General features: G+C 65.8%; 11 protein-coding genes. All 11 read right to left on the minus strand.

What is annotated here, in order from left to right; all coding sequences use genetic code 11:
- Window positions 1-14: 14 nt before the first annotated feature.
- On the minus strand, window positions 15-1,340 hold the full coding sequence (locus K7711_RS44590; protein WP_222978799.1) for an MmgE/PrpD family protein: 1,326 nt from the start codon (window positions 1,338-1,340) through the stop codon (window positions 15-17).
- Entirely contained in the window at window positions 1,337-3,415 is a 2,079-nt protein-coding gene (locus tag K7711_RS44595; protein ID WP_222978801.1) for an acetate--CoA ligase family protein, read from the minus strand. The genes K7711_RS44590 and K7711_RS44595 overlap by 4 nt, the downstream gene beginning before the upstream one ends.
- A gap of 4 nt (window positions 3,416-3,419) precedes the next feature.
- Entirely contained in the window at window positions 3,420-4,568 is a 1,149-nt protein-coding gene (locus tag K7711_RS44600; RefSeq protein ID WP_308015218.1) for an acyl-CoA dehydrogenase family protein, read from the minus strand.
- Window positions 4,565-5,347 carry an N-acyl homoserine lactonase family protein gene (locus tag K7711_RS44605; RefSeq protein WP_222978803.1) on the minus strand — a complete coding sequence of 261 codons (783 nt, stop codon included), beginning with the start codon at window positions 5,345-5,347 and terminating at the stop codon, window positions 4,565-4,567. The genes K7711_RS44600 and K7711_RS44605 overlap by 4 nt, the downstream gene beginning before the upstream one ends.
- A gap of 37 nt (window positions 5,348-5,384) precedes the next feature.
- A complete protein-coding gene (locus K7711_RS44610) occupies window positions 5,385-6,275 on the minus strand; it encodes an NAD(P)-dependent oxidoreductase (RefSeq protein ID WP_222978804.1) in 891 nt (296 codons plus the stop codon).
- Window positions 6,272-7,747: an aldehyde dehydrogenase family protein gene (locus tag K7711_RS44615; protein ID WP_222978809.1), complete on the minus strand. Its 1,476-nt coding sequence runs from the start codon at window positions 7,745-7,747 to the stop codon at window positions 6,272-6,274. The genes K7711_RS44610 and K7711_RS44615 overlap by 4 nt, the downstream gene beginning before the upstream one ends.
- Before the next feature lie 34 nt (window positions 7,748-7,781).
- On the minus strand, window positions 7,782-8,258 hold the full coding sequence (locus K7711_RS44620; protein WP_222978811.1) for a PaaI family thioesterase: 477 nt from the start codon (window positions 8,256-8,258) through the stop codon (window positions 7,782-7,784).
- A gap of 28 nt (window positions 8,259-8,286) precedes the next feature.
- Window positions 8,287-9,264, minus strand: coding sequence for an NAD(P)H-dependent flavin oxidoreductase (locus K7711_RS44625; RefSeq protein ID WP_222978812.1), 978 nt, complete (start codon window positions 9,262-9,264; stop codon window positions 8,287-8,289).
- A gap of 48 nt (window positions 9,265-9,312) precedes the next feature.
- Window positions 9,313-10,221 carry an SDR family NAD(P)-dependent oxidoreductase gene (locus K7711_RS44630; RefSeq protein WP_222978814.1) on the minus strand — a complete coding sequence of 303 codons (909 nt, stop codon included), beginning with the start codon at window positions 10,219-10,221 and terminating at the stop codon, window positions 9,313-9,315.
- Window positions 10,222-10,582: 361 nt separating this feature from the next.
- The gene (locus tag K7711_RS44635) at window positions 10,583-11,590 is read right to left on the minus strand and encodes an LLM class flavin-dependent oxidoreductase (RefSeq protein WP_222978816.1); all 1,008 of its coding nucleotides are present in this window, start codon (window positions 11,588-11,590) and stop codon (window positions 10,583-10,585) included.
- Between the two features lie 262 nt (window positions 11,591-11,852).
- Window positions 11,853-15,182, minus strand: a complete 3,330-nt coding sequence (locus K7711_RS44640) for a serine/threonine-protein kinase (protein WP_222978818.1) — start codon at window positions 15,180-15,182, stop codon at window positions 11,853-11,855.
- Between the last annotated feature and the right edge of the window lie 269 nt (window positions 15,183-15,451).

Below are 15,451 nucleotides of genomic sequence, written 5' to 3' on the forward strand. Positions count from 1 at the left end.
TCGGCCCACGACGATCAGGCGAGGTCCAGTTCACGCACCGGCGTATCTGCAGCTGCCGCTCCCAATTGGGCAAGCAGATCGTCTGCCCGGCTTTTCCTGCCACTGGCCGATACGAACTTCGCCCCGAGTTGCTCGTCGTCGAGGGGCTTCTCGGGGCTCCCGGAGCGGTCCGGCACATCCACGACATACCGCTCGCCATCCACAACGACGGCCACCCGCGCACCCCGCCGGGCCGGGAAACGCTCGTCGAACTCGGGTACTGCGGTCAGACGCACACGTCGAGCCACAGCAAGCAATTTCTCGTCTGCCTCGACCCCCGGCTCGAAGCGCGCCGCGGAATCATGGGTCAGTGCCGCGGCGACCAAGTGCGGAATGCTGAACCGGCGCTCGGCTAGGCTAACCGGCTCGGCGATACCTGCCACCGCGACCGCCGTGGAGTACGTCTCCACCACAATCTCCTGCACCTCGTGCCCTTGAACATGGGCACGAAGCGCCAAGGCGCCATCGATCGGGGCAAAAGCGTGACCACAACATTGATACGGCTTCACTGTGATGCGCTCGAGCACTGGCGCTTCATTCCACCCTGCGCGACAGGTTGCCCAGTCGGTGTCGGCGCCGGTTGCCACGGCCAGGCCCGCCGGCCCCTCCAACACATCGAGTGCACCGCTCAGGCCTCCGCGTGCCGCGGCCGCTGCGACGACCCCGGCCTGTGCGGCGGCCCCCGCATGCATCGGCTTGCCCGCGGCGTCGCTACGGAAGGTCTGTTGCAGGCCTCCGCACATCGTCGCTGCTAGTGAGAGTGCATTCGCCAAGGCGTCCGCGTCCGCGTCGTGCAGGTCCGCCGCTGCCGCCGCGGACCCGAGAGCACCGGCGGTCCCTGTCGTATGCCAATGCGCATAGTGGGCGGGGCCCAGATCGGCCGCGACCCGGCACCCGACCTCGTAGCCGACGGCGATGGCGCGCAGCAATCGCCCGAAACTCGCATCGGTCCGATCGGCCTCCGCAAATGCCGCGGCCACAGTGGGAGCGCCAGGGTGATAGAGCCCCGGCGCGTAGATGTCGTCGAGTTCGAGGGTATGCGCAGCTGCGCCGTTGATCATCGCCGCGACCGGAGCAGCCAGCCGCTCGCCCGTACCGACGACCCGACTCGAACCCGATGCCGGTGTCAGTCCGGCCAGCAGTGACTGAGCCGGGAGTCCAGTGGATCCGCCCAGGCACACTCCCAGCCAATCGATGAACGCCCGGCGCGCCCAGCGCTGCACCTCCGGCTCCAGCATCCGTTCACGATGCTCGACTGCCTGCGTCGCCAGCACCTCGACGACTCCCGCGCCGGTACTCACTGCGCCTCCGGGTAGACCGACACAACCGCATCGACAGCGACGACTCCGTCTCCGTCAGCGCGGACCAGGACCGGGTTCAACTCGGCCTCGGCCACGACAGGTTCACGCAGCCCCAGCCGGGATACGGCACTCACCGCGCGAGCGAGCGCATCGAGGTCACCGCGCGGCAGATTGCGATATCCATCGATAGCACGGAACGCGACCACCTCCCTGACCATCGCGCGTGCCTCGGCCGGATCGACCGGAGCCGGCCGCACGCTGCGGTCACGATATAACTCCGTCAGCACGCCGCCGGCCGCGACCATCACCACCGGACCGACATCCGGGTCTCGGCGGAAGCCGATCAGGGCCTCGGCGACTCCGCTGACCATCTGCTGCACGAGCACCCTGTCCACCGTCAGGCCAGGCCGTCGCTCCGCTACCGCATCGCGGATCCGGGCGGCCGCCTCGGCGAGTGCCGGACCGTCCATTACGTCGAGCACCACACCGCCGAGTTCGGACTTGTGTTGCACCGAAGAGTCGATGAGCTTGACTACGGCGGGACCTGGCACCGGCAGCTCTGCCGGCAGATCTTCGAGCCGAACCACCGTGCGCGCCGCGCACTCCACACCCACCTCCTCGAGGAGCGTGTAGGAGTCGTTCTCGTCCAGCGGCACCGGGGCGACCCCGGTCGGCGGCACTACGGCTACCTCGCCCCGGACCGGGGCACGCCGCTTGAACACGGCAACAACCGCATCGGCACACGATTCGGGAGTGCGGAACGCACTGACCCCCTTGGCCCGCAGCATCGCGAGAGCATCGGGAGCGGCGGGGACCACGAATGCGACCAGCGGCGTGCCGCGGTCGGCACACTCGATGATCGGCGCCACGCTGACCTCAGGAGTAAACCGCGCCGAACTCCCCGGCACGGCGACCACCGCATCGAACTCCGGCGCGTCGGTGAGCACCTCGAGCACGGCCTTGATCGTCGCATACCGCGTCCCGGCCAATGTGAGGTCGATGAGGGCGCCTGCCCCGACATGCACGCCGAGGTCGGCCAGTCGCCGTGCCGTTTCGGTCGAGGGCACAGCGAGCGTCGCACCTCGGTCAGCCAAGGCGTCGACGACCATCGCCCCGCCACCACCAGTGGTCGAGACGACGCCTACGCGAGGTCGGGAAGGCATGTGCGACACGGGGACTCGGCGAGCGAGGTGCTGTACCTCCAGCAACGCCTCGAACGTCGTCACCCGGGCGATACCGAGCGAAGTCAGGAATGCGTCGGCAACCACGTCGTCCCCGGCCAGGGCACCGGTATGCGAGACCGCCAGCTGCGCACCGGCATCCGAACGCCCCAGCTTGTAGGCAGCCACCGGTTTACCTCGCTCTGCGGCCAGCCGAGCGAATTCGGCGAGATCCTCTGCGTGCGTGAGGTTTTCGAGAAACAGGGCGAAGCCGGCCACCTGTGGGTCATCCACCGCGCACCGGCAGATCTCCCCCAGCGACAAATCCAGCTCGTTGCCGGTGGAGACCATCGACGCGAACCCGAGTCCCATCTCCGCGCCACGCGACAGCAAGGCCCCCAATGCGCTACCCGATTGCGAGGCCACGAAGATGTCACCGCTGGGCAGAGTGTCGTCGGCGAATGCCGCGTTCCCGGTCAACGGCATCCGGCGATGCAGGTTCGCGATTCCGAGGCTGCTCGGACCCAGCAGCCTCAGCGACGAACCGGCAAGAATCTCCTTCAGCTCGGCCCGCCGCCGCCTGCCCTCGGAATCCGACGGCAGGAAGCCATCGGCTATCAGCGTCGCAATCGGAACCCCGAGCGCCGCGCACTCCCGGACCGCCTCGACCGCGGCATCGGCGGCCGTGAGGACCAAGACGTGATCGGGGACGGTGGGCAGAGCACTCAGAGACTGCCAGGCACGCTCGCCCAGCACTGTCTCCCGGCTGGGATTGACCGGGTAGATCTCCCCGTCCCAGGCATGCGCACGGAGGTAGCCCAACGGCCGGGAAGTGGTCTTTCCCGGCGTATTGGAAGCGCCGACGATCGCCACCGATCGCGGATCGGTCAATGCCCTGTAGAAGCCCGGCACCATCGGATCACCGCGCCCGCTGTGAGAACCGCCGACCGAACACATGTTCGGCGATGCGGTTTTTCAACACTTCCACCGAACCACCCGCGATCATCCATCCGCGGGTACGCCGGAAGCAGTACTCGACCAGGGTTTCCTCGCCGAATCCGGTCGCCCCCATCGCCTGAACCGCCACGTCAGCGGCGAAGAACCCGGCCTGATTCGCGGCCAGTTTGGCCATCGCGGTCTCCGCAGCCGTCGGCAGACCGTCCCGGTCGCCGGTGTGCGCCGCCCGCTCCAGCAACAGCTGTGCGGACTCGAGCTTCACCGCGGCGTCGGCGAACATCCACTGCAGACCCTGGAACTCCGCCAGCGGACGGCCGAACTGTTCCCGAGCCAGGACGTATTCCTTGGCTCGATCGAAGGCGTACCGGCCGACCGCGATCGACCGGGCGCTGTTGCCCAGCCGCTCCACATTGAAACCGCTGATCTGCTTCTTGAAGCCACCCTCGCCCAGCAGAACCTGAGAGTCCGAGATGAAGCAGTCCTCGAAATACAACGGGCACCAGTGCTCACCGTTCATGTAGCGCGACGGGGGGCCTACAGTCAGGCCAGGGGTGTCGCGATCGATCAGCACGGATCCGATGCCACCGACTCCCGGTCCGAACCTCACGTATACGAGGTAGACGTCCGCGTCCGCGCTGTGAGTGGAGAAAACCTTGGTGCCGTTGACAACCCAGCCGTCCCCTCGGCGAGTCGCGCTGGTCGTCATCTCGGTGGCAGCCGAACCGGCTTCCGGTTCACTCATTCCCAGCGCGATCAATAGATCACCGGAGAGAAGACCAGGCAAATAGCGCGCTCTCTGCTCTTCGGACGCGTACTGGGCGAACGTGCGGATCGGGCCGAAGTTTCCGGCCTGCACGATATCGGCGCTCCGCGGGCAGCCACTCGCGACCGCCTGGATGGCGGTGATTGCGGCCACCAGACCGGCGCCCTGTCCGCCCATCTCTTCGGGGATGCTGAGCCCGAGCAGTCCCTGCTTGGCAAGCAACCTGGCGGTGTCACGCTCGTAGTCGGCCGAATGCGCACGGGCCAAGGCTCCGGGAGCGAGCTGGTCGGCCGCGAATGCCCGGGTGGCCGCACCGAACTCGGCAATTAGTTCCGGATCGTCGATCACTGAGTGTCCTCCTGGGTAGGTGCGCGCGGGGGCTCGTGCAGTACGGCGATGCGGGCGCTGGTATCGGCATCGAGCAGCGGGTATTGCTCGAAGAGCTTGGGGTCGTGTCCAGGGATCACGTGGTCCGGCGAGTCGGCCAGCCTTCCGATCGTGGCGAACCCATCGAGCACGCCCTCGACATCGACCATGGCCGGGAAGGGGTTCGCATCGTGCAGATTCTCGGCGAAATGGATGGAGTCTGCGGCCAGCACAACCCGGCCACGGGCCGTGTCCACGGCCACGGCCTGCGAACCTCGGGTGTGTCCGCCGATCAACTCGACCTGAATACCAGGCAGCACCTCGTGATGGCCGTCGACCACGTCCACCCGGCCTGCGAACAGCAACCGGATGAGTTCGGCGACATCATCGGGCTCATAAAAGTGGTTGAGGCGCCGATGCCGCATCGCCGAACCGGTCACGTACGCCATTTCCGCGCCTTGCACCACGATCCGTGCATCCGGGAAGTCACCGAGGTTGCCGGCGTGGTCGAAGTGCAGGTGACTCAGCACGACCGCGCGAACGTCACTGCGGCGGAACCCGAGAAGCTCGACCGCTTGCCCCGGGCCGAGCTCGAGCTCGCGACCACGCCGACGGCCGGCTTGTGGACTGAACCCGGTGTCGACGACGACCACATCGTCGCCGCGGGCCGCGACCCAGACGATGAAGTCGATATCGCTGTGGCCGCACCGGTCACCCGGGACCAGGAAATTGTCCCGAGTGCGTCGCTCGCCGCGGCCCATTCGGACACCCCAGAGCCGCCAGGGCGCAGTTACGGGCTCACGCATCGCCCTCGACCAGTTTCACCATCACCGGGTAGTAGTTCGCGCCGTACCCTGCCTCCCGTGTGCGCTGCAGCAGGTCCATCGTCTGGTTACCGGCAGCAGCCGAAATGCCGGACTCCTCAGCGAGCTTCAGGGCCAGCGCGAGATCCTTGATCGCGTACTCGACCGGGAATGCCCGCTCGGGGTACTCGTCGACCAACATCGTGGCCGACGCGGTACGGCGCAACGCGAAACTATCGGCCGACCCGAGCTTCAGGGTGGAGAAAAGCGTGTCCGGTGTGACGCCGGCGGCCCGGCCGATCGCGAGCGCCTCGGCCAATGCGTTCATGTTGAGGAACAGCACCATGTTGTTCAGGATCTTGAGCACCTGGCCGTTGCCGACGCTCCCGGCGTGCACAATATCGCTGCCCATACAGGACAGCAGGGGCTCGAGCTCGGGGAAGATCTCGTCCTGCGCCCCGACCGTGATCAGCAGTGTGCCGTCCTGTGCGGCCTGCCGCAAGCGAGCCACTGGGGCGTCGACCAGTGTGATCTCACCCTGTGCGAGTTTGGCAGCCAGCGTGCGGGTGCGCGCGACATCGCTGGTACTCATGTCGACGATGACCCGTGGCGGGTGCTCCACCGCGGCCAACTCGGCACAGACCGATTCGACCTGCACAATCGACGGCAGCGACAGGAAGACGATCTCGGCGACCTCAGCAACCTCGGCGGTGCTGTCGGCCACACGCGCACCCAATTCCGCGACAGTGGCCGCCGCCTCGGCAACCGGGTCATACACGACGACCGGATGCGAGCTACGCCGCACCAGGTTGGCACACATCCGCGAGCCCATGACGCCGAGTCCGATAAAGCCGAGAGCTGTCGCATGCCCTTCCGCCGCGCTCATGCGATATCCATAATGACGCTCTTGACCTGCGTGTAGTGGTGCACTGCCTCGGTCCCTTTCTCCCTGCCGAGCCCGCTGTTCTTGTAGCCTCCGAACGGAACCTCGACACCCGCGCCGATGTACCGATTCACCTGCACCTGACCGGCTTCCAGGCGCTCGGCCACCTGGTGTGCGGTCGACACGTCACGGGTGAAGACCCCGGCGGACAAGCCGTAGTCGGTGTCGTTGGCGATCGCTATTGCTTCCTCGAGGGAGTCGAACTCGAGCACGCACTGCACCGGCCCGAAGATCTCCTCGCGAGCGATGCGCATATCGTTGGTCACATCCTCGACGAGCGTCGGGTTGATGAACCGCCCACCGGCCGCTGGCTGGTTGCCTCCGATCACCAGCCGGGCACCGTCTTCTCGGGCCGAGTCGATGTAGGACATGACCCGCTCGAGTTGTCGGTCGGAGATCAATGGCCCGACATCGGGATCATCGAGCCCGTGTCCCACCGACAGACCCGCCATCCGAGCCGCGAGCAATTCCACGAAGCGCGATCGCACCGTACGGTCCACGATCAACCGTGTGGTGGCAAAGCAAGACTGGCCGGAATTGCGAACCACCGCCTGGGCGCCGGCTACCGCCGCTGCCTCCAGGTCCGCGTCGGCGCAGATGATCGTCGGCGATTTGCCGCCCAGTTCGAGATTGACGCCGATGATCCGCCTGGCCGCGACCGCGCCCACTGCGCGCCCCGCCGCGACCGATCCGGTGAACGTGACGTGCCGGACCAGCTCGTGTTCGGTGAGCGCGATCCCGGTGGGGTCCGCGGCACCCAAGACGACATTGCACAGTCCGGCCGGCAGTCCGGCCTCAGCCATCAACCGGGCAAGGTACACCGATGTCAAGGGGGTCATTTCCGACGGCTTCACCACCACCGCGTTGCCTGCGGCAAGACACGGTGCAACCCCCCGGGCCAGCTGGGTGAGCGGAGCGTTCCACGGCGTTATGTGCGCAACGACCCCCAACGGCTCACGACGGGTGAAGGCAAAAGTGCCTGGCGCCTGGGGCAGCGTCTCACCGTGGATCTTGTCCGCGAGCCCGGCGTAGTACTCGAAGTAGCGAGCGCTGCCGGCGATATCGGTCCGCGCCTGCGAAACAGGCTTACCCGAGTCGATGCTCTCCAGCTGGGCCAGCAGCTCGGCGTCCCGGCGGATCGCGGCACCCACACCGGCCAGCAACCGGCCACGCTCGGCGGGTGGCACCTCGCGCCACTGATGGAAGGCCTCGTTCGCGCTGCGCACTGCGAGGTCGACGACCTCTGCCGAGCTCGTTTCGAAACTTGCCACGGCGACACCGGTGGCTGGGTCGTCGACGTCGATCCAGCCGCGGCCCAGTGCTGAGGACTCACCACCGATCTGAGCGGTGAGTACCTCGGTAAATCGCGCTCGGCTGATCACGTCGGCTACCTCGGGCCGGTACGTCCGTGTCATTTTGTGCTCCTAACACACATCTCGTATCTGGCCATCAAGATCGCTCGCCCTCCGGACTCCCGACCCGAGGACGCTCGCCCGACGCGCTTACGGTCAAGATCGCCTCGGCGAGCACCCTCCCGTCCTGGGTCAGCACCGAAGAACGCGAGAAGTTCAGCCGACGACCGCGTTTGGTGCAGGTGCCCTCGACAATGACCTCGGGCTCTCCAGGCGCGACTGCCAGGTACTGCACCGTCATGGTCACGGTGGTGAACCGGCTACCGAGGTTGTAGTCGTGTCCCGCCGCAACGGCGCCACCTCCGACCGCGTCGAGGGCCGAGGCCAGAACCCCGCCGTGGAACACACCGTCGTGGGCCGAGAGTCTCGGCTGGTATTTCAGACGCGCACGCACAAAGCCGGGCTGCCAATCCGTAATCTCCAGCCCGATCTCGTTGTTGAACGGCACATGCTCGCTCCAGTGGGCACGAAACCAATCGTCGCGGGCACGAATCTCTTCTGCGGTCAACGGCATGAGAACTCCTTTCGGAACAGGTCGTCGATCACGCCGCAACAGTGACCATCGCGGCAGCGCGCGCGATCATCTGCTCGGCTTCGGCAACCATCCGAGTGACGAGTTCGCTCGTGGTCGGAATGTCATGAATGAGCCCGACGACCAGGCCGGCGGTCCAGATCCCGGCCTCCACGTCTCCGGTCTCGTACACGGTGCGACCGCGCGCGCCAGCGACGAGCTCACGGACGTCTTCGAACTGCCCGCCCTCCTGGAGGATTCGGACAACGCTCTGGCTCACGCTGTTCTTCGCGACGCGGGCGGTATTGCGCAGCGTGCGCAGGATCAGGTCGGTCTGCAGTTCGGTGGACTCGACCATCGCCTTCTTGACGTTGTCGTGAATGGGCGCTTCGACGGTGCACATGAACCTGGTTCCCATGTTGACACCTTCGGCACCGAGCATGAGCGCGGCAGCGAGCCCGCGACCGTTGCCGATGCCGCCGGAGGCGATGATGGGAATATTCAGTGCCTCCCGGGCGGCGGGAATCAGCACGAGGTTCGGGACGTCGTCCTCACCGGGATGCCCGGCGCACTCGAAGCCATCGACACTGACCGCGGCGACACCGACCTGCTGAGCCTTCGCCGCATGACGCACGCTCGTGCACTTGTGGATCACCTTCACGCCGGCCTCGTTGAACAAGTCCATGAAGGGCTCCGGGCTGGACCCTGCCGTCTCCACGATCTTGATCCCGCAATCCACAATGGTTTCCGCGTACTCACGGTGCGGCATGGGGCGGATCGACGGGAGCACGGTGAGGTTCACCCCGAACGGCTTGTCCGTCATATCCCGACAGCGGGCGATCTCCGTGCGGAGGTCGGCCGGTGTCGGCTGAGTGAGGGCGGTGATCATGCCCAACGCGCCGGCGTTGGCAACGGCAGAGACCAACTCCGCGCGCCCCACCCATTGCATACCGCCTTGCACGATCGGGTGATCCACCCCGAACAGCTCCGTGACACGGTTCGACATCATGCTGGTCGCCTCTCCTGGCTTGCTGTCTTGTTCTGTGATCTATCGAGGTCACGACCGCCGGTGAGCCCGGCCCTGAGGGGCCACACCGTAGAGGCGCGGGACCGCCGTTACCAGCTCTTCCGGCACCAGTGCCTGCCCGTCACTGCTGCCGTACTCGCCTTCGATCGCCCAGCCGGTCAAGCGCTGGATCTTGTCCCCGTCGACACGCAGCACTTGACCCGTGAGCCACGCGGAAGCGTCCGAAGCGAGGTACGCCACGACGCCCGAAGTATTCGCGGGGTCGCGCGGGTCGAACCCGTCTTCCCGCACGTCGGCCTGCACCGCGCCGACCCCCACCGTCATCCGGGTTGCGGCGATGGGCGACACCGCATTGGCCGTCACGCCGTAGCGCGCCATCTCGAGCGCGGTGATAGTCGTCAGCGATACGATCCCGGCCTTGGCGGCACCGTAGTTGCCTTGGCCGACATTGCCGAACAACCCGGTTCCGGACGTGGTATTGATGATCCGTCCGCTGACCGGCTCCCCGGCCTTGCTCGCGTTCCGCCAATATGCGCAGGCGTGTCTGGTGAGTACGAACGTGCCCTTGAGATGCACGTCGATGACGGCATCGAACTCCGACTCCGACATCGAGAAGAGCATCCGGTCACGGACGATTCCCGCGTTGTTGACGACGATGTCGAGTCGGCCGAACTGCTCAACCGTCGAGCGCACGAGTTCCTCCACGCCCGCCCAGTCCGTCACCGAGGTGCCGTTGGTGGTGGCACTGCCGCCAGCGGCGGTGATTTCGCGGGCAACGTCGTCGGCCGGGCTTTCCTGTCCAGGCTCACCATGCAGCCCTGCGCCGATGTCGTTGACGACAACAGTCGCACCCGCGGCCGCCAGAGCAAGGCAGTGAGCGCGGCCCAAGCCGCGGCCCCCACCGGTCACGATGGCGACCTTTCCTTCGAGCATGCCCATTGGTCGAGTACTCCTCACAGAGTCGAAGCAGTTTGTTGATGGCCGTAGCGCCGCAGTGCACGGCGAGACCGAGGCGGCGAGACGCCGACGACACGCCAGCAAACCAAATAAATATCCATCTATATCCTTCGGTTGCAAGCAGTCGTCGATGGCCGCGAAATTAGCGCTCAGCGCACGTCGCGGCACCGAAGCGCAACGCGACACCAAGTTAATCTCACAATAATATTACTCATTAATTCTGACGTAGTCCAGCGAGGGCGTCCCATCTCACAACCGACCGATCCTAGGAGACGGTCTCCAGCGTCCGACGAGCTAGCCGGCCATGGTCGGCGGCCTCGTCATCGGTCCTTGCCCTTCAGAATCAAGCCAGCGCGGACGCGACACTCGGCTCGATCTGTCGCAACAGCGGCGCGAGATCCGTCGCCACGGCGCGGATGTTCGCCGCCACCCGCTCCGCCGACATCCCCGGTAGCGCCGCCCAGAAATACAGCGTGTCGACAGGCGCACCAGCGATGAAACCGCGGACGAACTCGGCCACTTCGCAGGCCGTGCCGAACACGAAATAGTCCGTGGACGCACGGCCGCGTGGCCGCCGGCTCCGCAACACATCGGGATCGACCGGCTTGAACGGCGGCAGCTCCGAATAGCCCATTCGCCCGTGCAACCGGTAGGAGTTGGCCTGCTCGGCAACATGCTCGCGGATCGACGGCCAATCCCGCTCAGGATCCTCACTGACCCATGCCTGGATACCGCCGCCCATCCGGGCGATCGACGGGTCATGCCCGCCCTCGAGCAGCCCCGCCCGATAGTGCTCCCAATTCCTCGCGTCGGCCGAGAGCAAGAATTCCCCCAGTCGGCCCGCCCGCCGGGCACCCGACGGACCGAGATAGCCCATCCAGATCGGCACCCGCGACTGAGCGGGCGACGGCGTGATCTCGCGGCTGGCCCACAACTCTCGGATGCGCCGGCACCTGTCATCATTGGCCTGGTATCGAGAACTCAGATCGGCACCGAAGAGATCGAACTCCGGGGGCCGATATCCCGCGCCCAGACCGAGGTCGAGGCGGCCACCGCTGAGCAAATCGACGACAGCAGCCTGCTCGGCCACTTCCGCGGCCTCGTGCAGCGGTGCTACCACCACCCCGGTCCCCAACCGCACCCGCCGGGTGCGGGCGGCGGCAGACGCGAGCAACGTCAGTGGAGCCGGCAGGTAATCGTCGGAGAAGCCGTGATGCTCGGTCACCCAGACCCCGTCGAGACCTTGATGCTCGGTCTCCTCACATAATTCGGGAAACGCCCCATACAGCTCCACCGGATCGCGCCGCCAGCGCGCCGGGTTCCGCATGTCGAAGTACACGCCGACATCCACGAAGAACCTCCTGTCCCACGAACAGGTATATCATCTACTGGTTGGAGATGGACTGGCATCGCCCCCTCGCAAGCCACTCGCGCCCAGCCATAGCGACAGGCATCACCACAACACGCGGATTCCACGACGAGCTGGCCGCAACAGACATCCACACCGAAAAAGACTCGACGGCAACAGCATTCGACAGATGCGCATCAGGTTCAACGAGCAGAACGAAAGCCTGCACCAGGCAACGTCCCGTCGAACAAACCCGAGCGTGCACTCAGCCGACGGACAAGGCACCGAGAATATCGCGGATGCCGGGCCCGGCGTCGTCAACCAGCCTGGGCACTCCCTGCGCAAGGCACCGCGAGATCGCCGGCCCGGCGGTGCTTTTCGCCTCCTGGTAATGTCCGGCGGCCCACTGGCAGCAGGCGTGCAGCAGTTGCGCCTGTAGCAGTGCCTTAGGACGAATCTGTCCGTCGATTTCGTGCACGAGAGTCCGCGCGCGGTCGCACGCTTCCCCGACCGCAACCGGCGATCTTTCGGCCAACAGCAGGCGTATGACGGAATCCTGCGCCAGTTCGGCTATCACGGCATCCACCCTGCTGTCCTGTCTCTGGTACGGCGGAAGGCAGGTGAGCCGGATACGGATGTCTTCCGGCACCGGAAGATCCGCTCGGATGCGTTCGTTGGTGATTCGTGCGGCCAGGCGGGGTAAGGAGTTCTCCTCGGCGATCTGTACCCCCATGTTCAGCAGCCGCTCGGCCTCGGCAAGGTCGCCCAGCACGGCGGCGAGCCGGGCACCGGTCCCATAGATGGCGAGCAGGAAATCCGGCATCCCGCCCTGCCGTTCCAGTGTGGCGGCAGCCCGTAACAGTTGCTCGGCCTCGATGAGGCGGCCCTGGTGATACCGCAAATCCCCCAGCAATGCACCGGACATGAGCGAAATGCGAGTCCCCAGATCTGCGCCGCGCGGAACCGTCGGTATCACCGTGAAGTGCTGCTCTGCCCGGAAGATGTCGAACTGCTCCAACGCGGCCAGCCCGGCCACGCAGTGGCTGTGCTGGACGACAAAGGCGCCTGTATTCGCGCCGTAGCGCAGAGACGACCGGTGCCAGCGCTCAACCGCCGGATAGTCGAATCGGTTCAATGCGTCGACCGCATGCAAGTCGGCCGCGGCCACGGACACCATAGGAGTCGCGAGGTCGTCGATGTGTTCAGTGACCAGCTGAGGCACACCGTCGAGGCGGTCGAGATCATAGCGTTCCAGGCCCGTGAGCAGCATCGCTTCGGCCCGCAATGCGAGCCCGGCCAGCTCGCCGTTATCGTTCGCCTCGATGGCGGCGCAAGCTCGGTCGAGCGCGGCATGGAACTGGGTATGCCGTTCCAGCCCGAGATTGGCCCAGACAAGGCACAACTGCAGCCTGGGCCGTGATTCGGTCAAAGGGATCGGCAGTTTCGCCATCAAACCCAGGAACGTGGATGTCCGGAAGGATTGGATGAGGTCGAGGGCGCGCGCATCGACCAGTTCCACCGCACGCTGCGGGTCGTTCGCGATCAGGGCGTGGTCGACGGCCTCGGTGAGCATCTCGTGCTCGGCGAACCAGCCGGACGCGCGGGAATGCAGTTGCTCTGCCATATCCGGGTCTTGATGCTCGAGTTTGCGCACCAGATAGTCGGCGAACAGGCGGTGGTATCGGAACCATTCGTCGTTCTCGTCCATCCGCTGCAGGAACAGGTTCCGGTCCGCGACCAGCTCGAGCAGTTCCTGACTGTCGGATCGGCCGGACAGCGTGGCGGCCAGATCGGCACATGTCGTCCCGGTGATCGAGGTGGACATGAGAAACTCCAGCAGCGGCTGATCCAACGAGTCCAGGACGTTCTCGGCCAGATATTCGCCGATGACATGGTGGCGACCGGTGAGATTATCGATGAACGCGACGGGATCGTCGCGACCGGCCAGGGACAATTGCGCCAATTGCAGTCCGGCCGCCCAGCCCTCGGTCGATTTTCGCAACTTTGCCACGTCCTCGGCGGCCAGTCGCAGACCGCTTCTACCAACAAGGAATGTGGTGGCCTCGGTGGCGTCGAAACGCAACGCGGCGGAATCGATCTCGACCAGCTCATCCTGCACGAGCAGCTTCGTCAGGGCCAGCCCCTCCCGCCCGCGGGTCACCAGGACGATCCGCAGGTGGTGACAACCGTGCTCGAGCAGGTAATTCATCGCGGCCAGGGTGTTTTCCCCGCGCACCAGTTGCCAGTCGTCGACCATCAGCACCATCGCACGGTCGCCGTCGTGGATTTCATCGATCAATGCCGAGAGCACTGCTCGGGTAGCGTCGGATGACCGTTCCTCCAGCAGGGCACCCAACTCACGCGCCAGCTCAGGCCGCACTCGGCGGATCGCCTGAATCAGGTGGGCCAGGAACCAAACCACGTTGTCATCGTCATGATCGGTTGTCAGCCACGCCACCGGGACGCCGCCGGCTTCGAGTGTGGTGGCCCACTGCGCGGCCAGGGTGGTCTTGCCGAATCCAGCCGGACCGTGGATCAGGATCACCCGCCGCCCGCCGCTGGCGTCCAACGCCTTCCGCAAGCGCGTGCGATCGATGGCCGTGCGGGCAGCGGTCGGCGGGCGGAATTTCGTTGCCGCCGACGGCGGCGGCGGCGTGCTGACCGACCCAACCGAGTAGGAACGCAGCATCGACGAGCACGGCTCCTCATTCGCTGAGTCCTCACCGCCGCGCGGCGGAACCACCATCGCGTCGACCGGCTGTCCGCTCTCACGCTGCACATCACGAAGCCGCTCGCCGAACTCGACAACCGACGCGGGACGATCGGCGGGCACGCGAGCCATCGCCAATTCCACCGCGGCACAGACCGCACCGGGAACTCCGTGTTCACGCAGGTCGGGCAGTTCACCGTCCGCGATCCGTGCGAGCTGAACTTCGAGAGGCTCTCCATCACGCCGACCGAAGGGAGCATGCCCGGTCAGCAGGCAGAACATGGTGGCACCCAGGCCGTATATGTCGGCTGCGCCGGTCGCGGTCGCACCGCGCAGTACTTCGGGTGCGGTGAACGAGAGCGTACCGTGCACCAACGGTACGGAACTGGTGGTGATCTCACCGACATGCACGATCCCGAAATCCGACAGCTGAGGCTCGCCGTAGTCGGTCAGCAGAATATTGCCCGGTTTGACATCGCGATGCACCATACCGGCGGCATGGGCAGCAGCCAGCGCCCCGGCCACCTTCACCCCGATCGAGAGCGCTTCGGGCCAGCGCAGTGGACCGGCCCGGCGCATGCGCTCATCGAGTGACCCTCGACGGAAATACGGCATAACGATATAGGGGCGGCCCGTAGACGTGAGGTCCACATGGAGGGCTTGCACGATATGCGGATGCACGGACAATCGCCCCAAGGCTCGTTGTTCGCACGCGAATTGCTCACGTTCATCGCCGCGCACCTCCGACAGCAACAGCTTGACCGCCACATGCCGGTCCAGCGCGTACTCCCGACAGCGGTACACGACCCCGGAGCCCCCGCGACCTACCTCGACGGGCTCGCCGAACCCTGCCGCGAGCAGCTCGCCGACGATCCCGCTGGCCATACCTCGTTGCGTCGTGGCCTCGTCCACTTCGGCCCTCAGCTACCTGTCCGCCTGGTCATGGCCGAGCCCGTGAAGGTGACCGACCACACAACAACGATATCCCGGATGATTCCTGAAGGGTAGCCAAGCACGCTCGGGCTGCATACACGCGAGGCGCCAGCTGTACAAGAGGTTCCATGGCTTAATCAGCGTACTATTTGTGCTATAAAGCTGCATGCGATCAGGCGTCTCGGCAGTGCTGTCAGGCTGGTGGGGTGGTTGCGAGTGCC

The organism is Nocardia coffeae, assembly GCF_019890715.1.
Taxonomy (GTDB): Bacteria; Actinomycetota; Actinomycetes; order Mycobacteriales; family Mycobacteriaceae; genus Nocardia; species Nocardia jiangxiensis.

Bases quoted from the DNA above. Each gene is read 5' to 3' on its own strand.
- K7711_RS44630 (WP_222978814.1), bottom strand. From the start codon at position 10,221: ATGGGCATGCTCGAAGGAAAGGTCGCCATCGTGACCGGTGGGGGCCGC.
- K7711_RS44610 (WP_222978804.1), bottom strand. From the start codon at position 6,275: ATGAGCGCGGCGGAAGGGCATGCGACAGCTCTCGGCTTTATCGGACTC.
- K7711_RS44595 (WP_222978801.1), bottom strand. From the start codon at position 3,415: ATGGTGCCGGGCTTCTACAGGGCATTGACCGATCCGCGATCGGTGGCG.
- K7711_RS44620 (WP_222978811.1), bottom strand. From the start codon at position 8,258: ATGCCGTTGACCGCAGAAGAGATTCGTGCCCGCGACGATTGGTTTCGT.
- K7711_RS44625 (WP_222978812.1), bottom strand. From the start codon at position 9,264: ATGATGTCGAACCGTGTCACGGAGCTGTTCGGGGTGGATCACCCGATC.
- K7711_RS44640 (WP_222978818.1), bottom strand. From the start codon at position 15,182: ATGGCCAGCGGGATCGTCGGCGAGCTGCTCGCGGCAGGGTTCGGCGAG.
- K7711_RS44605 (WP_222978803.1), bottom strand. From the start codon at position 5,347: ATGGGCCGCGGCGAGCGACGCACTCGGGACAATTTCCTGGTCCCGGGT.
- K7711_RS44615 (WP_222978809.1), bottom strand. From the start codon at position 7,747: ATGACACGGACGTACCGGCCCGAGGTAGCCGACGTGATCAGCCGAGCG.